23 protein-coding genes and 2 tRNA genes are annotated in these 22,358 nt (G+C 60.2%); 12 read left to right on the top strand and 13 right to left on the bottom strand.

Annotation, left to right across the window (positions count from 1 at the left end; all coding sequences use genetic code 11):
* The first annotated feature begins 138 nt into the window (after positions 1–138).
* The 7 genes from recJ to WH87_RS05370 all read left to right on the top strand — a co-directional run bounded on the left by recJ (position 139) and on the right by WH87_RS05370 (position 7,816).
* Positions 139–1,929, top strand: a complete 1,791-nt coding sequence (gene recJ, locus WH87_RS05400; protein ID WP_046138176.1) for a single-stranded-DNA-specific exonuclease RecJ — start codon at positions 139–141, stop codon at positions 1,927–1,929.
* 202 nt (positions 1,930–2,131) lie between these two features.
* Positions 2,132–3,367 (top strand): SAM-dependent methyltransferase, encoded by a 1,236-nt coding sequence (locus tag WH87_RS05395; RefSeq protein WP_082092508.1) that lies wholly within the window; start codon positions 2,132–2,134, stop codon positions 3,365–3,367.
* A 126-nt stretch (positions 3,368–3,493) separates the two neighbouring features.
* Positions 3,494–4,456, top strand: coding sequence for an ABC transporter substrate-binding protein (locus WH87_RS18875; protein WP_052726284.1), 963 nt, complete (start codon positions 3,494–3,496; stop codon positions 4,454–4,456).
* A 2-nt stretch (positions 4,457–4,458) separates the two neighbouring features.
* Complete coding sequence (locus WH87_RS05385; protein WP_046138177.1) at positions 4,459–5,490, top strand: FecCD family ABC transporter permease; 1,032 nt, start codon at positions 4,459–4,461, stop codon at positions 5,488–5,490.
* Entirely contained in the window at positions 5,490–6,542 is a 1,053-nt protein-coding gene (locus WH87_RS05380; RefSeq protein WP_046138178.1) for a FecCD family ABC transporter permease, read from the top strand. Before WH87_RS05385 ends, WH87_RS05380 begins: the two co-directional genes overlap by 1 nt.
* Before the next feature lie 9 nt (positions 6,543–6,551).
* Positions 6,552–7,367, top strand: coding sequence for an ABC transporter ATP-binding protein (locus WH87_RS05375; protein WP_046138179.1), 816 nt, complete (start codon positions 6,552–6,554; stop codon positions 7,365–7,367).
* Between the two features lie 239 nt (positions 7,368–7,606).
* A complete protein-coding gene (locus WH87_RS05370) occupies positions 7,607–7,816 on the top strand; it encodes a cold-shock protein (RefSeq protein WP_046138180.1) in 210 nt (69 codons plus the stop codon).
* Positions 7,817–8,753: 937 nt separating this feature from the next.
* Here WH87_RS05370 and WH87_RS05360 read toward each other — a convergent pair.
* The 4 genes from WH87_RS05360 to WH87_RS05345 form a co-directional block, all read right to left on the bottom strand.
* Positions 8,754–8,828, bottom strand: a tRNA-Glu gene (locus WH87_RS05360).
* Positions 8,829–8,934: 106 nt separating this feature from the next.
* Positions 8,935–9,009, bottom strand: a tRNA-Glu gene (locus WH87_RS05355).
* A 73-nt stretch (positions 9,010–9,082) separates the two neighbouring features.
* Positions 9,083–9,559: a YcbK family protein gene (locus WH87_RS05350; protein WP_046138181.1), complete on the bottom strand. Its 477-nt coding sequence runs from the start codon at positions 9,557–9,559 to the stop codon at positions 9,083–9,085.
* A 150-nt stretch (positions 9,560–9,709) separates the two neighbouring features.
* Positions 9,710–10,126 carry a VOC family protein gene (locus tag WH87_RS05345; protein ID WP_046138182.1) on the bottom strand — a complete coding sequence of 139 codons (417 nt, stop codon included), beginning with the start codon at positions 10,124–10,126 and terminating at the stop codon, positions 9,710–9,712.
* 192 nt (positions 10,127–10,318) lie between these two features.
* On the opposite strand from WH87_RS05345, the gene WH87_RS05340 reads away from it, so the two are divergent.
* The gene (locus WH87_RS05340) at positions 10,319–10,939 is read left to right on the top strand and encodes a cold-shock protein (RefSeq protein WP_082092507.1); all 621 of its coding nucleotides are present in this window, start codon (positions 10,319–10,321) and stop codon (positions 10,937–10,939) included.
* 10 nt (positions 10,940–10,949) lie between these two features.
* Entirely contained in the window at positions 10,950–11,441 is a 492-nt protein-coding gene (locus WH87_RS05335; RefSeq protein ID WP_052726285.1) for a DUF192 domain-containing protein, read from the top strand.
* A 3-nt stretch (positions 11,442–11,444) separates the two neighbouring features.
* Here WH87_RS05335 and trhA read toward each other — a convergent pair whose 3' ends face one another.
* A complete protein-coding gene (gene trhA / locus WH87_RS05330) occupies positions 11,445–12,134 on the bottom strand; it encodes a PAQR family membrane homeostasis protein TrhA (protein ID WP_046138184.1) in 690 nt (229 codons plus the stop codon).
* A gap of 182 nt (positions 12,135–12,316) precedes the next feature.
* Here trhA and WH87_RS18870 point away from each other — a divergent pair, with 182 nt between their 5' ends.
* Positions 12,317–12,790: an ArsR/SmtB family transcription factor gene (locus WH87_RS18870; protein WP_052726286.1), complete on the top strand. Its 474-nt coding sequence runs from the start codon at positions 12,317–12,319 to the stop codon at positions 12,788–12,790.
* A 218-nt stretch (positions 12,791–13,008) separates the two neighbouring features.
* Positions 13,009–13,623: a hypothetical protein gene (locus tag WH87_RS05320; RefSeq protein WP_156458110.1), complete on the top strand. Its 615-nt coding sequence runs from the start codon at positions 13,009–13,011 to the stop codon at positions 13,621–13,623.
* Between the two features lie 4 nt (positions 13,624–13,627).
* Here WH87_RS05320 and WH87_RS05315 read toward each other — a convergent pair whose 3' ends face one another.
* A complete protein-coding gene (locus tag WH87_RS05315) occupies positions 13,628–13,840 on the bottom strand; it encodes a hypothetical protein (RefSeq protein ID WP_046138186.1) in 213 nt (70 codons plus the stop codon).
* A 185-nt stretch (positions 13,841–14,025) separates the two neighbouring features.
* On the opposite strand from WH87_RS05315, the gene WH87_RS05310 reads away from it, so the two are divergent.
* Positions 14,026–14,319, top strand: a complete 294-nt coding sequence (locus WH87_RS05310; protein WP_046138187.1) for a hypothetical protein — start codon at positions 14,026–14,028, stop codon at positions 14,317–14,319.
* On the opposite strand, the gene WH87_RS05305 is transcribed toward WH87_RS05310, so the two are convergent.
* The 7 genes from WH87_RS05305 to WH87_RS19555 all read right to left on the bottom strand — a co-directional run bounded on the left by WH87_RS05305 (position 14,320) and on the right by WH87_RS19555 (position 22,309).
* On the bottom strand, positions 14,320–14,823 hold the full coding sequence (locus WH87_RS05305) for a hypothetical protein (RefSeq protein ID WP_046138188.1): 504 nt from the start codon (positions 14,821–14,823) through the stop codon (positions 14,320–14,322).
* A gap of 690 nt (positions 14,824–15,513) precedes the next feature.
* Positions 15,514–16,149, bottom strand: a complete 636-nt coding sequence (locus tag WH87_RS05300) for an outer membrane protein (protein ID WP_197410727.1) — start codon at positions 16,147–16,149, stop codon at positions 15,514–15,516.
* Positions 16,150–16,279: 130 nt separating this feature from the next.
* Positions 16,280–17,506: a hypothetical protein gene (locus tag WH87_RS05295; protein WP_052726288.1), complete on the bottom strand. Its 1,227-nt coding sequence runs from the start codon at positions 17,504–17,506 to the stop codon at positions 16,280–16,282.
* A 57-nt stretch (positions 17,507–17,563) separates the two neighbouring features.
* A complete protein-coding gene (locus tag WH87_RS05290) occupies positions 17,564–17,971 on the bottom strand; it encodes a GtrA family protein (RefSeq protein WP_046138610.1) in 408 nt (135 codons plus the stop codon).
* Between the two features lie 23 nt (positions 17,972–17,994).
* Positions 17,995–19,464, bottom strand: coding sequence for a UbiA family prenyltransferase (locus WH87_RS05285; protein WP_046138611.1), 1,470 nt, complete (start codon positions 19,462–19,464; stop codon positions 17,995–17,997).
* A gap of 124 nt (positions 19,465–19,588) precedes the next feature.
* Positions 19,589–21,907: a putative bifunctional diguanylate cyclase/phosphodiesterase gene (locus WH87_RS05280; protein WP_046138189.1), complete on the bottom strand. Its 2,319-nt coding sequence runs from the start codon at positions 21,905–21,907 to the stop codon at positions 19,589–19,591.
* Between the two features lie 261 nt (positions 21,908–22,168).
* Positions 22,169–22,309, bottom strand: coding sequence for a hypothetical protein (locus WH87_RS19555; RefSeq protein ID WP_156458106.1), 141 nt, complete (start codon positions 22,307–22,309; stop codon positions 22,169–22,171).
* Positions 22,310–22,358: the final 49 nt, after the last annotated feature.

The following is a 22,358-nucleotide window of genomic DNA, read 5'->3' as shown; positions in this document are numbered from 1 at the left end:
AATGACCCGCGGATCAAGTCCGCGGGAAGCGCCTGTGATTGGGGGTGCTAGGAGTAGCCACGCCCCACCCGCAGCATCATTCGGGCGAAAGCGGGAATTCCTCTTTCGCCGTTTCGTTAAATCGCCTAGCTATCCCTCATGCTGGATGCGCCTAGACCATTCCTTGATGTCAGCCGCTCGGTCACGGGCCGGGCGTGGACGGATCGCCTCGACGCGGGCACAACGCGCACCGCGACGGCCATCGCTCAGCGCACTGGCATTTCTGAAATTCTGGCACGCATCATGGCGGCGCGCGGCGTCGGCATTGATGACGCCCCCAAATATCTTGAGCCGACGATCCGCGATCTGATGCCAGATCCGTCGACACTCGCTGCGATGGACCCGCTGTCCGACCGCATCGCCAAGGCCATTGCCGATAACGAGTCGATTGCCCTGTTTGGCGATTATGACGTGGACGGAGCCTGCTCCTGCGCGCTGATGGCGCGTTACCTCGCCCATTTTGGCATCGAGGCACAGGTCCACATTCCCGACCGAATTTTTGAGGGCTATGGCCCCAATATCGGCGCGATGGATAAGCTGATCGATGGCGGCGCGACGCTGATTATCACGCTCGATTGCGGCACCACCAGTATGGCCCCGATTGCTCATGCGCGCAGCCGTGGCGCTGATGTGTTGGTCATCGACCACCATCTTGCCGACCATGCGCTGCCGGACGCCAATGCGCTGGTCAATCCAAACCGGCCTGACGATATCTCCGGCCTCGGCTATCTCTGTGCTGCTGGCGTCACCTTTATGGTGCTGGTGGCGGTCAATCGCGCGCTGCGCCAGCGTGGCGATACGGGCCTGCCGGACCTGCTCAAGCTGCTCGATCTGGTGGCGCTGGCCACAGTGTGCGACGTGGTGCCTCTGGTTGGGCTCAACCGGGCCTTTGTGGTGCGCGGGCTCGAAGTGGCGCGGCGCGGCGACAATCGCGGCATCGGCGCGCTGGCTTTGGCAGCGCGGTTGAATGGCCCGATCAACCCCTATCACCTCGGGTTCCTCATCGGTCCGCGCATTAATGCCGGTGGCCGCATCGGCAACGCCGCGCTCGGCACGCGGCTGTTGACGCTGGATGACGAGCATGAGGCGCTGGTGATTGCCGCCAAGCTGGAAGAGCTGAACTCCGAGCGTCAGCGCATTGAGGTCGAGGCGGTCGAAGAAGCGGCCGCTGTCGCCGAGATGGAAATTGGCTCTGGTGAAGGTCCGCCAGTTCTGGTGCTGGCCTCGGCCAATTGGCACCCCGGCGTGGTCGGTCTCATCGCCGCGCGCCTGCGCGAACGCTTCGAGCGCCCGACATTCGCCATTGCGCTGCAGCCCGATGGCACGGGCACGGGTTCCGGCCGGTCCATGCCGGGCGTCGATCTGGGGCGCGCGGTCATTGCTGCAGTTGAGTCGGGGCTGCTGGCCAAGGGCGGTGGGCACGCCATGGCCGCCGGCATCACCATCAAGCCGGGCCAGCTGGGTCCGTTCCGCTCGTTCCTGGCCGATGCGCTGTCATCTGACGTATCGGTCGCTCGTGCCGCAACGGCCCTGCCGATTGACGCCGCGCTGACCGCCCGCGGGGCCAGCCTGGATCTGGTCAAGGATATCGAGCGGGCAGGGCCCTATGGTTCGGGCAATCCTGGTCCCCTGTTCGCTTTCCCCGCCCATCGGGCGCGCTACGCGCAGATCGTGGGTAAGGGCGGTCATGTCAGTTTTGCACTGACCTCGGAAGATGGCGCGCGACTCAAGGCCATCGCTTTCCGTGCCGCAAACACCGCCCTGGGGGATGCCCTTTTACGCGATAGCGATACGGCATTTCACTTCGCGGGCGCGCTGTCGATCGATCATTATCAGGGGCGGGAACAGGTGCAGTTCCGCCTGACCGACATGGCAAAACCGCAACGCTAGCAGGCGATTACTGGCCGTGTGGCTCCGGATCGTCGTGTCTGCCAGAGCCTTAAACTGTGGCTTGCATATCCAACTATCGCGGCTAAAGTATTTGCAGGCACACGCAGGTGATCCAGGCTTGCGTTGCTTTCGTATGCAGTCGACGCACACACCAAGGCGACTTCATTTGCCGCCTTCCTAGCGATAGTTGGATTAGCGGCCGATGACGAAGACAGCAGTAGAAGACTCGCGCGCGGGCACAACCCTTTGGACGAGTTTCGCCTCATGGGTGGTCGAGCGCGTAGGGTTCGCACTTCTTGGTAGACCCAAGCATGGCGGTGTTACGGTTATTTTGCCCAATGGGCGCACCCGCATCGTAGGCAACCCGGCGACCGGCGAACATGCCGTGTTGCGCCTCAACAATTTCCGCGTACTGACCGAAGCCATGCAGCGCGGCACGGTCGGCTTTGCCTCGGCCTATATGAACGGCGATATCGAGGTCGACGACCTGACCGCGCTGTTCCGCTTCTTCCTGCAAAACCGCGACATGTTTGAGCAGGCCAATCCCGGCTTTTTCCGCAAGGCTGCCGGCGACCTGCATTATCACCTGTCGCGCCGCAACACGCTCGAAGGCTCCAAAAAGAACATCGCCGAGCACTATGATCTCGGCAACGATTTTTACGGCGAGTGGCTCGACCCTTCGATGACCTATTCCTCGGCGCTGTTCACCTCGGGCGATCAGAGCCTTGAGGAAGCTCAGGCGGCAAAGTACCGCCGCGTCGCCGATATGGCGGGGGTCACGGAAGGCTCGTCGGTGCTGGAAATCGGCTGCGGCTGGGGCGGCTTCGCCGAAACCATCGCCCGCGATTACAAGGCCAGTTTGCGCGGCATTACCCTGTCGGCCGAACAGCTCAAGTTTGGCCAGGAGCGCCTTGCGCGGCAGGGGCTGGATCAGCTCGCCACGCTGGTGTTTGAAGACTATCGCCACACCGAAGGCCAGTTCGACCACATTGGCTCCATCGAGATGATCGAGGCCGTGGGCGAGGATAACTGGCCAAGCTATTTCCAGACCATCCATGATCGCCTCAAGCCCGGTGGCACCGCCTCCATTCAGGCCATCACCATCAACGAGGCCGATTTTGACGGCTATCGCAGCGGACCGGACTTCATCCAGCGCTACATTTTCCCCGGCGGCATGTTGCTCACCAAGACGGTGATGCGCGAGTTCGGCGAAAAATATGGCCTCGTGCTGGAAAACGTCGACACGTTCCGCCTGTCTTACGCCAAGACCCTCAAGCTCTGGCGCGACCGCTTCCTTGAACGCTGGCCCGTTATTGCGCCGCTCGGCTACGACGAGTACTTCAAGCGCAAGTGGGTCTACTACCTGAGCTATTGCGAGGCCGGGTTCACTGAAGGTTCCATCGACGTGGGCATCTATCAGTATCGCAAGCCTGCTTAATCGCCTGAAATTGGGGTGGGGCACAGGCTCCACTCCACATCTGTTCCGTCGACAATGAATATCATGACTTGACCCGTCATGTTATCGATCGTTACTTACCCGCAAACTTCGCGCAGGTGAGATACGATGATCCTCAAGACACTCCTTCCGCTTTCCGTTGCCACCCTTATGGTCGCCGCCCCCACGCTGGCTTTTGCCGCGCAGTGGAGCTTTACCGATAGCACCGGCCAGACGGTGACGCTGGACGAAGTGCCCAGCCGCATCATCGCCAGCCAGGACGCGGCGGCAGGCCTGATCCCGCTGGGTATCCGCCCGGTCGGCATCTATGCCGATAGCCCGGTTTCGGAAGCCAAGGCATTGCAGGGGCTTGATCTCACCGGCATCGAAATCATCGGGCAGGCCTGGGGCGAGGTCGACATCGAAAAGGCGGCAGCGCTGCAGCCTGACGTGATCATCGCCGAATACTGGCCCGTGTCCAAGGAATGGAGCGGCGGCAACGACCTGACAGGCGCCGAAAGCCCGCTGCGGTCGCTTGCCCCCATCACCGGCGTTACCGTCGGCGAGTCGATCATCGAAATCATCGAGGGTTATGAAGGCCTGGCCGCTGGCCTTGGTGCTGATCTGAGCGAGCCGAACATTGCTGCCGAAAAGGCACGCTTCGAAACTGCCCGCGACGGCTTCATCGCCGCCAACAAGGCCAAGCCAAATCTCACCGCACTGGCCGTATGGGCCGGCAATGACGGCCTCTATGTCGCGACCCCCGTCGGCAGCTCCGAGCTGACCGATTTCAAGACCTGGGGCCTCAACGTCATCACCCCCGACAATGTGGACGAGCACGGCTATTTCGAAAATCTCAGCTGGGAAAACGCCGACAAGTACCAGACCGACCTGATCCTGGTCGATAACCGCGCTGAAGCCACCATGAAGACTGCCCTGGCGCAGCCGACCTGGACCACACTGAAGGCCGCGGCTGCTGGCGCCGTCACCGATTGGCCAGCCTATTGGCTGCGCAATTATGGCGCCTATGCCTCCGAGCTGGAAAAGCTGACGACGGCAATCAACGCCGCCGACGAGAACCTGACGGAATAGCGATGGCGACGACTGCGCCGCGTTCGGGAAAACAACGGGAGGCCGCGCTCGCGCTCGGCCTCCTCGGTCTTGCAGTTCTGGTGGTCGCCATTGCGTTCTTCTCGATCACGCAAGGGGCGCGCCCCATTACGCTGGAAACCGTGTGGGCCGCGCTGACCGCCTTCGATCCGCAATCCACCGATCACCGCATCATCTGGGATCTGCGCCTGCCACGCACCATTGTCGGCCTGTTGGTCGGCGCCGCGCTGGGCCTTGCCGGTGCAGTGCTGCAGGGCGCGACGCGCAACCCGCTGGCCGATCCATCGATTCTCGGCATCCACGCTGGAGCGGCGCTGTTCATCGTGCTGGGGGTGGCCGTGCTCGGCATCACCCAGCTCAGCATGTACGTTTGGCTGGCCTTTATCGGCGCTGCCGTGGCCATGCTGGTGGTCTACTCCATTGCTTCGCTCGGCCGCGAAGGCGCCACGCCAATCAAGCTGGCGCTCGCGGGGGCAGCGATGACTGCCGCGCTGCAATCTGTGGTCAGCGCCATTCTGCTCACCAGCCCCCGCACGCTTGATGAGGTGCGCTTTTGGCAGGTCGGCTCGTTGGCAGGTCGGGGCATGGAGATTGTGATTCAGGTCGCCCCGTTCCTCGCCGTCGGCATTGTGCTGGCGCTGGTCACAGGCCGGATGCTCGATGGTCTGTCCATGGGCGAGGATGTGGCGCGCTCGCTGGGCCAGAATGTCGGCCGTTCCCGGGCCATTGCCGGGCTGGCCGCCGTCATTCTGGCTGGCGCATCTACTGCCGCTGCTGGCCCCATCGCCTTTGTCGGCCTTACGGTGCCGCATGTGGCGCGCGCCATTACCGGGCCGAACTATCGCTGGATCCTGCCATATTCCATGCTGATGGCTCCCATTCTGTTGCTCGGCGCAGACGTCATTGGCCGCGTGATCTCGCCGCCGGGCGAAGTGCAGGTGGGCATTGTCACCGCCTTTGTCGGCGCCCCGTTCTTCATCGCGCTGGTGCGCCGCCGCAAGCTGGCGTCGCTCTGATGGCCAGCATCGACGCAACAACCAAAGTCCAGACCATCCGCCGCAACCTTGCGTCCCGCCGCTACACGGTCACGGCCAGCCTGGTGGCGCTGCTGGTGCTCACCTTCGCTCTGGCGCTGTATCTGGGCGATTATCACGTCGAGCCCGCTGGCGTGGTGCGCTCGCTGCTCTCGCCGTTCACAGGAGACGTGAACAAGGGCGTGGACTTCATCGTTCTCAACGTGCGCCTGCCGCGTGCAACCCTGGCGGTCCTCACCGGAATCTCCTTTGGGCTCTCCGGAATCATTTTCCAAATGCTTCTGCGTAACCCATTGGCAAGTCCCGACATTATCGGAATTTCGCATGGAGCCAGCGCGTCGGCGGTGTTCTGCATCATTGTGCTGGGCATGTCCGGCATCGTCGTGTCGTTCGGCGCATTCATGGGCGCCATCCTGACGGCTGTGCTGATCTATGCGCTGGCCTGGCGCGATGGCGTGACGCCCTATCGCGTGGTGCTGATCGGCATCGGCATGTCCGCCATCATGGCGGCGATCATGTCGTTCCTGTTTACCCGTGCGCGCCTGTTTGAGGTGCAGCAGGCCATGGCCTGGCTCGTCGGCAGCCTGAACGCTGCCCGCGTTGCGGACATCGCCCCGCTGGCTATTGCTCTGGTTGTACTGGTCCCAGTCACCGTCGCGCTGGTGCGTGGCCTCGATGCGCTGCAATTGGGCGACGACACGGCCACAGCACTCGGTGCTCGCGTGGAATTCACCCGTCTTGGCCTGATCGTGGCGGGCGTCGCCTATGCCGCCTTCGCCACGGCTGCAGTTGGCCCGGTAACCTTCGTTGCCTTTGTCGCCGGTCCCATTGCGCGCAGCCTGTTGGCGGGCAGCGGCAAGGGCTTTGTGCAGGCGGGGCTGGTTGGCGCGTTGGTCATGCTTGGCTCAGACCTTGTGGCCCAACATGCCTTGCCGTCCGTTCAATTGCCCGTCGGCGTCGTTACCGGCGTGTTCGGCGCGCTGTTCCTGCTGTGGTTGCTCATTGCCTCCAATCGGGCAGGGCGCGTGAATTAGGAGTGCTCCATGAGCGTTGACCATCAGCTACTCGCCGCCGGCATGGACCTTGGGTATGGCGACCGCAAGGTCGTCAGTGATCTCAACCTGACCATCCCGCCCGGCAAGCTCACCGTCATCGTTGGCGCCAATGCCTGCGGTAAGTCCACCGTGCTTCGTGGCCTCGCGCGCCTTCTGTCGCCGACCAAGGGCGCAGTTTATCTCGATGGCAAGCCCATCCACACCATGTCGACGCGAGACGTGGCGACTGTGCTCGGCGTGCTGCCGCAGTCTCCCATCGCCCCAGACGCCATTGTGGTGGCCGATCTGGTCGGGCGGGGGCGTTACCCCCATCAGGGATGGTTCCGCCGCTGGACGCCCGAAGACGACGCCGCGGTTGCCGAGGCCCTGCGCGCCACCGACACGCTGGAGCTGGCCGACCGTCCGGTCGACGAGCTTTCCGGCGGTCAGCGCCAGCGCGTATGGATCGCCATGGCCCTGGCGCAGCAGACTGACTTGCTGCTGCTCGACGAGCCGACCACCTTTCTCGACATCAACCACCAGGTCGAGGTGCTCGATCTGCTGACCGATCTGGTCAAGAACAGTGGCCGCACCGTCGCGGTGGTGCTGCATGATCTCAATCTGGCTTGCCGCTACGCCGACCACATCGTGGCCATGAAGGCTGGACGACTGGTGGCGGAGGGGCGGCCTGCCGAGGTGATGACGGAGGCCGTTGTCGCCGATGTCTTCGGCATGGCGTCGCGAGTCGTGATCGATCCGGTGTCCGACACGCCGATGATCATCCCGATTGGCCGCCATCATGTGCATGCTCGGGCCTTCGCCTGAGGCGAAATGCACTTGCCGCGACTGCCGTAATGCTCGACACAGCTAGTAGAGATTGCGCTTGTGAAGCGGTTTCATTGCCAAGCTGCAAGTTATTTTCGCACGCTACATCGCAGTGACTATTGGCGCGTTTGACATTTGTCTCTTAATTTGACAATGTCTCGCACCCCTTCGGTATGTTGCCGAAGGAGAATCTGCCCGGTCGCTATTGTCGTCGGGCTCTAAATGGCAGATCGACACACATGGCCACTACTGGCACCGTTAAGTTCTTCAACACCACCAAGGGCTTTGGCTTTATTTCGCCTGAGTCTGGCGGCAAGGACGCATTCGTCCACATTTCCGCTGTTCAGCGTTCGGGCCTGCAGGGCCTGTATGAAGGCGACAAGGTCACCTACGAGCTCGAGACCGGCCGTGACGGCAAGGAATCGGCAACGAATTTGACTCTGCTCTAGTTAGCAGACGCGCATAATGCTTCTGCCACAGCAGGAGCAGGTCTAGAGAAGCTGCCGCGACGTTGAAAACGCGGCGGCTTTTTTGTTGCCCGATGAAAGCTCAAACATGGTTCGGGCTTTTTTTGTTTTTGGGGGGGAGTGGCGAGGCGACAAGCGCCATATTCCCATAGACCTCATCCTGAGCCCTTCGAAGGACGAGGTCGTGGAACTGGCTGCGCGCCCGACTCCGTGGTTCGACAGGCTCACCATGAGGTCTTTGAGCCTTGTTCCCCTTTGCACCATTTACCTAAACCACCGTCGCTGCCCTCGGACTTGATCCGAGGGCCACTCTCAATTCGGCACAAGCGGGCAATGGCCCTCGGATCAAGTCCGAGGGCAGCTCGGTGGCGGGGGGAGGGATTTGGGGGAAGAGGAGGCGTGGTGATGTGTTCGCTGAGGCGGTTGCACAGTAGCCGTGCTGGGAGGAATGGGGCGATTGAGTATCGCGCCCCCAACAGACCGCATCCTGAGCCCGTCGAAGGACGAGGTCGTGGCACGATCTACAAGCCCGCCCACATGGTTCGACAAGCTCACCATGAGGTCTCCGGGCCCCGCCACCCATCCCCTCCCTATCCCGCCCAGCGTCGCTTCCCTCTGACTTGATCCGAGGGTCACTCTCCGCACGGCACAAGCGGCAAGTGGCCCTCGGATCAAGTCAGAGGGCAGCGCGGTGGTGAGGGAGGAATGGGGATGCCGGGGCGCGCGATAAATCGCGAGGCGCACTCAGAATCATCGCCGAACCCAAAAATAATTCGTCGAATCAGCAGATTTTTCCGTCAGCGACGAATCAGCGAATCGAATCGCTGATTCCAACGAATCATTGCGACCCATCTGGAAACCAAACCTGGTCACCAAGGTGTCGCACGAAAAATGTAAAACTAGGGAAGGGGGGAGGACTTGGTACGCCCACGGGGAATCGAACCCCGCTCTGCACCGTGAGAGGGTGCCGTCCTGACCGATAGACGATGGGCGCATCTCAAGTTCATTGGCGTTACAAAGTAGGGCTACTTTAGGCCGATTGGCGCTATGCGCCGAGAGCCTTTGTAGCGGTTACCTTGTGCCATTCCAAGAAGAAGGAATGGTACGCCCTAGGGGAATCGAACCCCTCTCTCCACCGTGAAAGGGTGGCGTCCTGACCGATAGACGAAGGGCGCCTAAGCGCTGGGTGTCGTATAAGGGGGCCTTTCGTGATGCGCAACCCATTTGTGTGAAACTAAAGGACTTTTTTCAACAGCCTGAGAAAGTGACCGGACGATTGTAGCCTTTTGGGCGGTCTCGGACGTCCACGTGGATAAAGGGACGGCCGGGATAACAGCCCAATCCGCCTACGCTGCTGTTCCGCATGGCAAAATTGATCAGCTGCTGCTTGTCGATCCCGGGAATGTAGATGTCCGCGGCCATGCAGCGCTTGTGATAGGAGTTGTCTGCGCCGCCAGAAGCCGAGTTGTGCTGCTCATCGCGATAGCCGGAATGCATCACGACCTTCTTGCCGAACTGACCTTCGAATTCCCAGATCAGGAATCGCAGTTTGGGGGTGATGCAAAACGCATTCACATCATTGCTGGCGACGATCGTGCCCCAGTCATTGCGCTTGCCGGCATAACCGGCGCCGCTCGAGCTGGCGAACATGGCCATGGGCATGCAGGCGCCCAGGGTGAGGGCGCAGGCAAGCGCAGTGGCAATGGAACGGGTGATGGTCTTCATGGCAACTTCCCCAGACCTGCGGTTGCATTCTTGCAACAGGCAATGATCGGTACTGTGAAGTCGCTAAAATACGATCGGTTTCGCTAACCGCGCGCTAAGCGCGACGGTTAGCAGTGTGTTAACGCACCCGAGGGGTGGTGAATCAGTCTGTTACCACTTGCCGGTGTTTGGCATGGACAACCAAGGCTCTGCCGGGGGCAGGGTGCCGTCCTGAATCAGTTCGACCGAAACACCATCTGGCGAGCGCACAAAGGCCATGCGGCCATCGCGCGGCGGGCGATTGATGGTGATGCCGAGGTCGGACAGATGCTGGCAAAGGGCATAGATGTCGTCGACGCGGTAGGCCAGGTGACCGAAATTGCGGCCGCCGGTATATTCCTCGGGATCCCAGTTGTAAGTCAGCTCGACTTCGCCGCCAGAATCACCGGGAGCGCGCAGAAAGATCAGCGTATAGCGGCCTTTTTCATTCTCGCTGCGGCGAACTTCTTCAAGCCCAAGACCCTCACAGTAGAATTTGAGACTCGCATCCACGTCTGTCACGCGAACCATGGTGTGCAGATACTTCACGTTATTTTCTCCATTTCTGCCGGGGGTTGGCTGGGCCTAGCAATTGCTTGCCGAAGCCGCAACGGGCTGTTGCGCGGGGTAAAAACAAAATCGCAACATCTTCTTAACTTTTGCCACTGAATCGGCCACAGTATGACGATCTTGTAGAGTACCCCGGTGATTTGCGGGGCGAGTGCGAAGGGCGTTGGGAGCATGGGGGCCAAATTGAATGGCAACGGCGAGGAGCCAGCGAACCTGTCCAATGAGGCAGGCTCGGTGACCCATGCCGAAACTTCATCGGGTGCAGACCACGGGCTCGACACCATCGAAGTCGTTGGCGCGATCAAGTGGTTCGACGCGGGCAAAGGCTTCGGCTTCATCGTCCCCGACAATGGCATGCCCGATGTGCTGCTCCACGTAACCTGCCTTCGCCGTGACGGCTACCAGACTGCCTATGAGGGCGCGCGCATCGTTGTCGAGGCGCTCAACCGCCCTGGCGGCCTGCAGGCCTTCCGCATTGTTTCCATGGACGAATCCACCGCCCGCCACCCTGCCCAGATGCCTGCGCCGCGTACGCATGTGGTTGTGGAAGCGACCTCGGGCATGGTTCGGCTCGAGGTGAAGTGGTTTAACCGCATTCGCGGCTTTGGGTTTCTGTCCGAAGGCGAAGGCGCGCCCGATATCTTCGTGCATATGGAAACCCTGCGCCGCTTCGGCATTACCGAGCTGCGCCCCGGACAATTTGTGCTTGTGCGCTACGGCAATGGCCCCAAGGGCCTTATGGTCGCCGAAATCCGGCCCGATGGTTGGGGCGACGCGCCGTCTTCGCACTAGGATCGACTTCATGAACATGTTTGCCCAAGGCCTTGCTTCGTTGCCCAAGCTGGCCCGAAACGCTGCGACCATTGCTGTCGTCGCGGCGATCGCCATGCCGCTTGCTGCCTGCAGCGATGAGGGCAAACTGACGCTGCACACCGCCACCGGTGAGTACAAGTTCAACGTTGAAGTGGTCGACAACGACGAGACCCGCGCACAGGGCCTGATGTTCCGCCAGGAACTGGCTCCAGACGCCGGCATGCTGTTTGACTTCAAGGCAGAGCGCCAGGTCGCGTTCTGGATGCGCAACACTTTCATTCCGCTCGATATGATCTTTGTGGATGCCAAGGGCGTGGTGAAGAACGTGCACGTCAACGCGCGGCCGCATGACCCGACCTCGATCCCGTCCGATGGACCGGTACAATATGTGCTGGAGATTCCGGGTGGTCGTTCGGTTGAGATCGGCCTCAAGGCTGGCGATACGATGGATCACGACCGGATCGGTGCCAGGGCGAACTGACGCCTAAAGCCGGTGTATCACCATAAAATCGATGACGGCCCAAAGGTGGATGCTCGCGCCCGCCACCACAAACACGTGCCATAAGGCGTTCTGAAACTTCAGCTTTTCCCAAAGATGGAAAATGATGCCGAGCGAGTAGGTAATCCCGCCCGCCACGAGCAGCCAGAGCGTGCTGACGGGTAACTGTTGGGCGAGCGACTGAAACACCAGAATGCCGCTCCAACCGATCGCCAGGTAAAGCAGGATAGCCAGGCGGCCGAAGCGCTCCGGCACGATGAGCTTGAGCGCGACGCCGATCAGCGAGGCGCCCCAGACAAAAGCCATCATGATCGTGCCCGTCAGCGTGCCGCCCAGCACGGCCAGAAATGGCGTGTAGGTGCCCGCAATAAACAGAAAGATCGCTGCCTGATCGAACCGCGCCAGCACCATTTTGATGGGCGACACAGGCCACAGATTATAGGCCAGCGAAACGCCCAGAACGGCAATCAGCGAGCCGATATAGACAACGAGGGCAGGGACGGCTTCAGGGGCTGTATAGCCGATGGCGAAGGCCAGAAGGATCGATCCCGCAACAATGGCCACGATCAGGCCAAGCACATGCACCGCGCCATCAACGATGAGCTCGGCCACCGTAAAGGGCCGCTGCTCGCGACTCCACCAAGAGTATTTCGCCAGGGACCGCTTGGACTGCATCTGCTCTCCTTGCCTTGAACTGTGCTGCAAGGAAGTGACCAGACTATTGCCGTCATATGGCGGTATTATGCCGTGATACTCGGTCACCGAACGGTTGCGGTGAATAACCAGCTTCTACAGGCACTTGCGCTTGACCTGTAACGTTGAAGTTACCTAAGGGAGGGTGAACCCAAGGGATTATCATGCCGCCAGTGTCCATCCTCAGCGCTCTTGCCGATCCCACGCGATGCCGGATTGTCGAGATCCTGCACGGCGGCGCCAAGCCGGTTCACGTCCTGGCCGCGGGCTTCGATATCAGCCGCCCCGCGATCTCTCGCCACCTGCGCGTACTGCGCGAGGCAGGGCTGGTGTCCGAGAAAAAGACGGGCCGCGAAAACCTCTATGTGCTCCATGCGAAGAAACTGGCACCGGCCGAAAAGTGGTTGACCCAGTTCAACGCCAAGCCATCCGCTCAGCCATCCGCTCAGCCTCAGCCTCAGCCTCAGCCTCAGCCTCAGGTCGCGGTGAAGGTGCGGACGAAGAAGCCGGTGGCTGCGCCTAAGGCCGTGGAGCAGGTTCAGGTCGCAGCACCTGCTGCCCCCAAAGCAGTAAAACCAGCAAAACCTGCCAAGCAGGTTGAAGAGGCGCCGGCCTCCCAGATGGGCTTCGATTTTTAACGCAAACGTCTCAAGTGTCTGGAGTAGTTAGGCGGAATCAACTTCGAATTCACGGTCGTTATTGTTTATTGCTTTCGACGCAAATTGAAAATGACACGGTATATATACCGGCGCTTCAGTGCAAAATTGGCGATGCTTCAAATTTTACAGAAGCGACAATATTCAGATTAGTACTTACATGATATTTCTCAACGCGCGAGAGAACGTGGAGACATATCGTGACGGCAGAAGCGACAGGTACGGGTTTGTCCTCCTGTATTGCCGTCGCTATTGCGCATGATCAACGCGGCAGTCGGTCGCTTTTGTCTCTGGGGCAACGGATCGGCTTTGGTACCGTGGTTGATCACTCTGACTATAGCCAGATAGAGCCACTTCAGCTGCCGTTTTTCCTGATGCACTACGCCATCAGCGATCCAGCCAAGGCGCAATTGCTGCACGCCCTGCGTCGCTCCCCGCAGTTCAATGTCCGTTTCGCCCCCATCATCCTGATCATGCCGGATGGCCCCCTGGATTTGGTCCACTACATTGAGATGGGCTTTGATGATGTGATCTGCCTGCCCGAAAAGGCGCCCATTCTCACTGCGCGGTTCAACAACCAGCTTGGGCAGGAGAAGTTGTTCATCGAGGCGGAGGGATATCTGGGCCCGGATCGTCGCCGCATGGCAGGCGGCGATGCGGCAAATCGGCGAACTGCGGACACCACACACACCAGGATCATCATCGTCCGCCAGCCAGGCCGCGGTGTTAGCGTTCTCAAGCGCCAATTGGTGTTGCGGGGCCGTTCCGACGCAGCGCCGACACATGAGCGCGCAAGTTCACAGTCGGTGCGCTAGACGGCTATTTGAAAGGCATTCGGATTTTTGCCGGAGCAGCCTGCGGAACAACATCGAACAGGAGTTGGGCAAAATCATCCTGCCCGAGCCTCAATTCAGTGCGAGCTCGCTCTCGCGCCGCGACTATATAGTCTTCATCTTCGCTATCGTCGTTCAGATTGATCGTGAACTCGGCGATGCACTTCCCCGCGCGAATGATATGCACCAATTTCGCCACTTACAGCCCCCCAGCTTTGTACGATTACTGTGTCACTCTCCGGTTTGATATGAAAGTAGGATTGCGACTTAAGTCGTACAATGGTGAACGGCGGGGTATGTCGCTCGCCAGTAAAGTGTGATCACAGGGACGGTTAAACTTTTGAGCAGAATACCTATATTGGGGACACGGAAAGAGAGGTCCCGATGCGTCGCACGATTGCTACCGCGCTGATTTTGGCATTGGGCACTATATCGGCGAGCGCGGCTTGCCCGTCCTACGCACCCAGCTCCAGCGCCGACGCCATCAAGGCCAATGAGTTGCGCGTCATTTGCCTGCAGCAGGAAGCCGCTGCCGCCACGACGCAGCGGAAGTTTGAGATGGATCTCAGCACGTTGGAGCGGTCGATCCAGAGCCTGCAATTGCAGCAGCGCCTGAACAGTGTTCCTGACTTTCAGCTGCCCCAACCATATGAAAGCGCGCCCACTTGGGTGCGCTAGCTATTCGAGCAGCACAGTCCAGGCGTCCAACCCACCGGCGATCATGAAGCCAAATGCTCCAACCGCAGCGATGACTGCTGCGATCTGGAAAGTCTTGCCGATGCGCCGGTAGGGCGTGGCAGCCGGGGTTGTCGTTACATATGGCGGCTCCCAGCCGTGGTGGCGGGCCACGCTCGCGCGGGCAAAGCTCCATTGCGCGATGTAGGACAACGCTGCGCAGAGCACCCCGGAAAAGGCGCCTGCCGCGAGCAGGAAAATCGGCGTGACAAGGGCGCGGGCCTGCCAAGGGTCTGAGCCATAAATGCTGCCCACAAAGGCCAGTCCGATCAGAGCAAATCCACCCGACGTCAACACGATGGCGCGGATGGCCTCAATCGCGAATTTTGGTACGCTTGCCATCATGGCCCTTTGCCAGGCCAAATCATCAAGATGGTGTTGGGTCGCGACGTCCAGCGCAGGCGCGGTCGCCTCTTGCGCGGCAGTTGAATGTTCGGCCAAAGTCATGGGGGGAACTCAGAGGGGAAGGGCGCAGGCCTTTTGACGACACATTTAGGAACGCCGCGATGCGGTTATTCTCGAGCGAATTTCCTGATCGTGCCGACGGCGGCCCTAGCGCACTGAAGTGAGACAATAGGCCTCAATGGGAGTCAAGCTTGCGCGGAGCCAGGTGCGTTGGCGTGCTCACAGCAGCGAGCAGGACAAATCTGGCGTAGACAGTGTCTCGACAATCCACAGCAATTGTTCAGAGCTTTTTTTCCTATAGGGGCTGGTTTTTTTTCTTTGTTGGTAGCATGATACTGCCGCAACGCTGGGAACGGGGGGCTAATCCAGGTTGCGGGTGTGAGTTTTCTTTGGGGGGCAATTCACACTGACGGGGTTTGAGCGCGCCTCCTCCCTGGCGCTCGCCCCAACTTCCTTTCTCTTTACTTGAAACAATTTGTTGCCAGTGCTTATAGTGGCTTGGGCTGTTCGCTACGCGAGCAGACTAGGGGCTGAGCGTCGTGCCCCCCACACGCTCGCCCCAACACACTTTCTGGGCTCTTCAAGGAGCCAAATCGAGTCGCTGCCGAGGAGGGCTGCTGATTCGAGGCCGATTTGAGCGAGGCTGGCATTGCCGGATATGCGTGTTTCGACACGAAAAAGGGAGCGTCCACTGGACGCTCCCTTTTGGCATTTTGGGTGATCCCGGAGGGATCAGAACCTGAAGCTGATGCCGACGCGGAGAGCGCCAAAGTTGTGGTTGGCCTCGAAGCTAGCCAGCGCAGGCGCGCCGTAGGTCGCCGTGGCTAGGTTCGTATGAAGATATTCGCCCCGTACGCTGACGGTATCGCTGACTGCGTATTCGACGCCGGCACCGGCGACCCAACCCAGATGGGTTTGGGATGCTTCATAGTCCGGTCCCAGCCCGCGAATTCCCAGGCTGGCATTGCCAACAGCGAGACCCGCGGTGAGGTAGGGCAGGAAGCGATCCGCCTTTACGCCGACGCGCGCCCGAAAGGTGGCGACGTTCTCCACCTTGGTTACCGCTGTGAGGCCGCCATCGACTTTTTCATTTAGAAGGCCGCTGAAGCTCACATCTGCTTCTGCGCCAAGGACGAAGGTGCCAAGGTCGTAATTGTAGCCAGCCTGAAAGCCACCGAGGGCGCCTAGAAGGTCGCCGCTTTCGGGCAAGATTTCTACCGTCACAGTGCCCCAGCCATAGCCGGCATGGGCGCCAGCATAAAAGCCGGTCCAGTCCACGCTGGATTGGGCGATCGTTGTGTCTTGCGCGTAGGGCGCCGCGACCGACGCCAAAGATAACAATGCGACGGTTGAAATGACTTTGAGCAATATGTCCTCCCGATATGGGAGGTATCAGACTGGATTAGGTCACCGAGTCAATGAACGATTGGCGCAAAGGCGTTTGCACGACAAATAATCATGCAAACCTCTGACATTGACTTGTTTTTGGCGTCCAAAACTACCCGGCGAGAATTCCGCCGATGGCAATCATCGAGAGCGTGACGCCCATGGAATAGGTCAGGAGCACCGCAAAGGGTGACGTCCATTCTGGCTTGAGCGCGCGGCCAAGGAAGATCAGCAGGATGGGCAGCCAGTCGAGCGCATAGCGCTGCGCGCTGTACTGCGAGAACCCGTTGGAGTGGTAGAGCAGGGTCAGTCCCATGACGACGCCGCAAGTGATCACGCCAAACCAGAACGCCCGATCCCACTTTCCGAGGAACGCCAACAGCAGCAGAGGCGTGACCAGGAAAAGCGACGCACCGTTGATATCAAAACCCGCCATTTCGGTCAGGTAGCGCCCAGCGAAGTCCACATGTGGGCCGGCGATGAACATGTAGATGGCGTTGAACAGGAAGTAGTCTGTCGAGAAAATGCCAAGTTCGCGCACGCGCAGACGGAGGAAGAAGCCGCCGCTTTCGACCGTGTCCCATTCAATTGGGAAAATATAGGAATAGCCAGTTTCTAAAGGCGAGCCGAAGCGCGCGTAGTTGTAGGCAAAGTAGATGAGGATGGCGAGAACGGGGAAGGCGGCCAGCGTGAGCGCCCTCCGAACCGCAGCCATATCAATGCGATACCAAGCGGTATTGGCATCGAGCAGCAAGACGTAGAGCAGCGGCAGATAGAGAATGGTCATCTGCCGGGACAGAAACGCCATGCCGATGAACAGGCCCGCGAGCAGAGCGTTGCGGCGGATCAAGGCGCAATAGAGAGCGGCCGTGGAGAACAGAAAGCCCCAGCTTTGGGCAAAGAACCACACCGCATCCCCGCGCAGCACAACAAAGGCTAGCGGGGTTGCGAACAAGGCCAGCAGAACCAGTAGGATTGCCTGATCACGGGTCGCGGTTTCGCGGCGGAAAATCTGCCACCACAGCCAGCCGGTCCCCGCGAAGGCCAGTGTGCTCAGCACCATGAAGAAACGGAAGTCGCTGCCAAAAATTGCCACGAAGGGCAGGGCAATAAGGCCAGGCATGGGCGGGAAGATGATGTAGGTCTGCCCTTTGTAGAGCGCGCAATCGCCATCAAAGCAGCTGTCGGTATCAAACCGCCCATTCAGCCAGCCTTCGGCCAGCAGCGCATAGGAATTGGTGCCGGGCGCCTCGCGCAGGATTGCCAATGCGAGGACCGCCAGAAAGGCCAGCACCAGGCCGCCGAGAACAGTCGATAGAACAATGCGCTTTGCGGTCACGACGAAACTTCCTGCGAACGGACGAGCAGAGGGTGGCAGAGAGACAGGCTGAAATTCTCAGGCGGCGGGATGACCTGAGAGGCGAAAGGTAAGCTGTTTGTGACCGATGAAGTTGACGACCGAGCCAAGGCCGATGGCCACACCATGGGCCAGCCCCTCGCGGACGATATCGGGCCAGGCCACTTGGGCCAGCAGCCCCAGGAAGAGCGTTGTCAGCCCAAGGACGATCACGGCGCCGACGAGATTGACGCCGATGAAGGTCAGGGTCTGCTCCATCAAGGGGCGATTGGAGCCAGGGAAGACATATTTGCGATAGAGCGTGAAGCCAGCGCACATGCCGATCATGTAGGCCACGATGACAGCGGCGGGCATGGGCATGATGGCCGATAGCGGGAAGCGGACGATCCAGTTGATCGCCGCCGCCGTGCCGCCCAGCAGCAGGAAGCGGACGATCTGGTTGTTCAACAGACGATGCAGCGCTTGAACCACTAGAGCAACCACCCGGCCAGGAACGCCGCAGCCATAAGTCCACCCAATCCGATGCTGATCTTGTCGCGAATGGCGAAGGCCACAGGATCGTCGTTGAGCTCCTCGCGATGGCAGAGCAGCCAGATCCGCGAAACCCACATGAACAAAGCTGCCGGGAAGACCCAGAGGAACACGGGGTGGCGGTAGAAATCAGCGCTGTAGACGTCATTCATGATGTACAGAACCATGATGGTGATCGCCGCCATGGCCGTGGCAACGCCCATTGCAACCACCATGCCGGCATCGGAGCCGAGATAGCCGCGGCCGTTGACCGATAGGCGCCCCTTCGCGACGCTCTTTTGTATCTCTGTCTGCCGCTTAGCGAAAGACAGCGAGGTAAAGAGGAACATGGAGAACACCAGCAGCCAAGGCGACGGCTCGGCGCCCACGGCAGCGATGCCGATGCCCAGGCGCATCGTAAACAGCGCGGCCAGGGTGAAAGCGTCCACGACAGGCTGGCGCTTGATGTAGAACGAATAGAGCAGGGTCGTCGCCATATAGGCAACCAGCAGCCCAAAGGTGGCCGGGCCGACCAGCGCGGAAAGCGCGAGCCCTGCGGTGATCAAGCCGATGGATGCGGGAACGCCGTGTTTGATGCGGAGGGTGCCGGAAGCCAGGGGGCGATTACGCTTAGTCCAATGCAGGCGGTCATCCGTCAGATCAAACAAGTCGTTCAGCAGATAAGTCCCTGACGCCATTAGCGAAATGGCGACAAATGCGGTGAAGGCTGCTGCCACTGCAACCGGATCGCTCGCCATGCCCGACAGGATCAGCGGCACGAAGACCAGTGCGTTTTTGGCCCATTGGTGGACGCGCAGCGCCTTGAGCCAGCCGCGCAAGCCGAGGCTGGGGCGGACGAATTCTGCTTCGACAGGCTTTCCGAGCGCGCGAGCCTTGCTGGTGGTGTCCGCAGACGCGCCTGCCAGAATGATGGATTGTGCCTTGTCCCAAACCTCGAGATCGGCGCGGCCATCACCGGCATAGGCAAAGCCATCCGGAAACCGTTCGACCAATGCGGCGGCTTTGTTGGCGCCCTTCAGGTTGTGCGTGCCATTGCTGCCGATGGTGAAGTCGATGAAATCAAACCGACGCGCCAGGCGCTGCGCCAGCAGTTCGTCGGCGGCGGTGGCCAGGCCGACCATGCGGCCCTTGTCGTGCTCAGCGCGCGCGAACGCAACCAGCTCTTCGTTGACCGGCAGGCTATCGACATTGAGCGGGACCTGCTGGCTCAGCTGACGCTTCAGCGTCGCTTTGCCCTGCAGTGTCCAGAGCACGAGGTTGAAAACGCGAAGCGGATTGGCCCGAAAATAGGCGACGGCAGTTTCATGCAGCAGATCGGTGCGGATCAGCGTGTCATCGACATCGAGTACCAGCGGCACTGCAATGTCGGGTCTCGTCAGCTCGGCGGCAGAAAGTGTTACTACGGCCATGATCAGCACTCAAATAAGCGGTGCTGTCATTGCTACTGTTGCAGTGCGCGGGGCACAAACGCTCTATCTATATATCATGAATAGATAAAATTTTAGATTTCGGCCCTGCGCGAGGTTGCTGGAGTTACCCAACAGCGCTTTGCAGCGAGGTCTCGGACCATCTGCCAAGCGTGAAAAGATCGGGAACTTCGGACGCCCGCTGCGGCTTGCTGAACAGGAAACCTTGCAGCTCATGGCAGCCGGATTTTCTCAATTCGGCGACCTGACCAAGCGTTTCCACGCCCTCCGCCGTCACCGTCATGCCGAGACCCAAGGCGATGTCGTGGATGCCCTGAATGATCACCTGACTATCGCGACGGCTTTCGATTTCCGTCACAAACGAGCGGTCGATCTTGACCTTGTCGAACGGGAAATTGCGCAGGTAGCTCAGCGAGGAATAGCCGGTTCCGAAGTCATCGAGAGCGATCTTCACGCCAAGGGCATTGATGCGCCGCAGGATGTCGAGCGCCAGCTCTGCATCCTCGATGAGCACGGCTTCGGTCACTTCCACCTCAAGCCGGTGCGGGGAGAGACCGGCGGCGACGAGCGCCTCCAGAATATGCGCAGGAAGCTCGCGGTCGGCGAACTGGGCGGGGGAAATGTTGACCGATACCCGTCTGTCGCCGGGCCAGGTGGCCGCCTCGGCGCAGGCGGTTGCCATCACCCAGGCGCCAATCTGAACGATCATTCCGCTTTCTTCCGCGAGCGGAATGAAGTCGGCTGGCGAGATCTGGCCGCGTAGCGGGTGGTTCCAGCGGATCAGCGCCTCGCAACCGGTTACGTCGCCGGTATTGGCGTCGACAAACGGTTGATAGTGCAACTCGAATTCCTTGCGGGGCAGGGCATCGCGCAAGTCCTGCAGCAATACCATACGCTCTTGCAGGTGGTGGTCCATCTCTGGGGCAAAAAATCGATATGTGCCGCGCCCGTCCCGCTTGGCGCGATACAGCGCTGCGTCGGCGTTTTTGAACAGCATTTCGGTGGTGCGGCCATCAGCGGGGGCGAAGGCAACGCCGATGCTGGCACCGATGGTGATGCCGTGATCCGTGATCTCGAACGGTTGGGCCAGCGCTTTGACCAATCGGGCGCAAAACGCGTCCATTTCACCGGGCTGGCTGATGTTGATGACGACGGCGAATTCGTCTCCGCCAAGGCGCCCAACAAGTCCCCTGCCGCCGACCACGTCGGACAGCCGCCGGCTCGCAGCGATCAGCAGTTCGTCACCAACCGGATGGCCGTAGCGGTCATTGACCGGCTTAAACCCGTCGAGGTCGATGCTGATCAGGCCAAAACTGCAGCTGTCGGCGGACTTCAGCAGCGCATTGGTGCGTTCGTGGAAATAGGCGCGGTTGGCAAGGCCAGTGAGTGCGTCATGATGGGCAAGATGGATCACCTGAGCCTGCGCCTGCTTGGCTGCAGTCACGTCTGCCATCACGCCACGATAGCCCACTACCAGACCATTCTCGTTCAAAGTCGGCCGACCTGAAATCGACCACCAGCGGTGCGTGTCGCCATTGCTGCCGGGAATGATGAGGTCCCGGAACGATCGAGAAGTCGCAATATGGTCGGTGAGAACGGCGAGCGCCTGCGTATTGCCAGCGATATCCGGCTCGGAAAGCAGGGCGGCCAGGGCTTGGCCGTTGAGGGCGCCTTGGTTAGCCGAGAGGGCTTCCGCGAAGCGGGATGACGGGTTGCGGATCAGGCCATTGGCGTCGACTTGCCAGAGCCAGTCACTGGACTGGTCTTCATGGTCCTTGAGCAGTAGCCCGATAACTTCCGTCTGCTGTTCCAGGCGAGCACTTTGAGCAACCAGATCGATCTGCTGGCGCTGGCCGCGCTCAAAGTTCTTGGCGTAGCGATAGATGTTGTCGAGGGCGACCACCACGGTGGCGACGAACAGGAGCGACAGAAACACGCGATCCCAAGTGATGGTGGTCATGCTCAGCGACAGCAGCCACACCGGGATATTGACCCCGGTATAGGATGCCGATGCGGAGAACAGCGGTGCTTGTACAATCGCGCCGCCCCACATGGAGCTGACGATGAGCGTGATCATTGTCGCGCTGACAAGACCGTCGCTGCGCAGGGCAATCCATGCAGGTCCGACTGCCATGACGATGGACAGGCCAGTGGTTGCCACCATCAGATATTGCTCTGACCGCTCGCTACGTGGCCGGACGGGGCGCATTGCGGTGTGCAGGGCAAGAAGAATTCGGGCGATGCAGGCGAGAAAAACCGCCGGACCCCAGACATTAAGCAGACCAGACCAGTCCTGATAGGCAACCGCCATACCCAGCGATGCTGCAACAAGATAACCGACAAGCGATTTCCAGACATTTGCTTCCATAGCATGGATCTGGCTGCCGCGAATTTGGTCGGCGAGGGCGGCTTGCTCACGGTTCATCGGGAAGTTTTCCAGAATCTCGGCCTTGTTGCCTGATCCTAGTCGTATTCGCATAAACAATCGATGAAGCATATTTTGGAGAAACTCAGCCGACACGCAGAACAAAAAACCGGTTGCTCTCCCATGGGTAAGTCCGGTTGTGGCGTCATTGTCCTAGATCAAGTCACGCGGCATCGGAGCGAGTACTCAACGGAAACCGGCCTTGTCAGAGGCCACGGCAAGGAATCCGCAAGTTTGTGTCCCACAGACCGAAAGGTTGGCCTAGGGCTTGGAAGGCTTTGTGCGGCCGGGTTGCTCCTGCTTGGAGCCGTCCTGCTTTCGCCCGAGGTCGTCGATGTTGTCGTCTAGTTGCTTGCCGGGCTCTGTCTCCAGCGGGGCAGGCTTGGGTACATCTTTTGTCATGGCGCGTTCCTCACAATGAAAAAGCCCGGCGCTTGGCCGGGCTTCAGAT

It is taken from the genome of Devosia epidermidihirudinis (assembly GCF_000971295.1).
Classification (GTDB): Bacteria; Pseudomonadota; Alphaproteobacteria; order Rhizobiales; family Devosiaceae; genus Devosia; species Devosia epidermidihirudinis.
The sequence above is the reverse complement of the archived record's forward strand: the minus strand, read 5'-3'. Positions and strand labels throughout refer to the sequence as shown.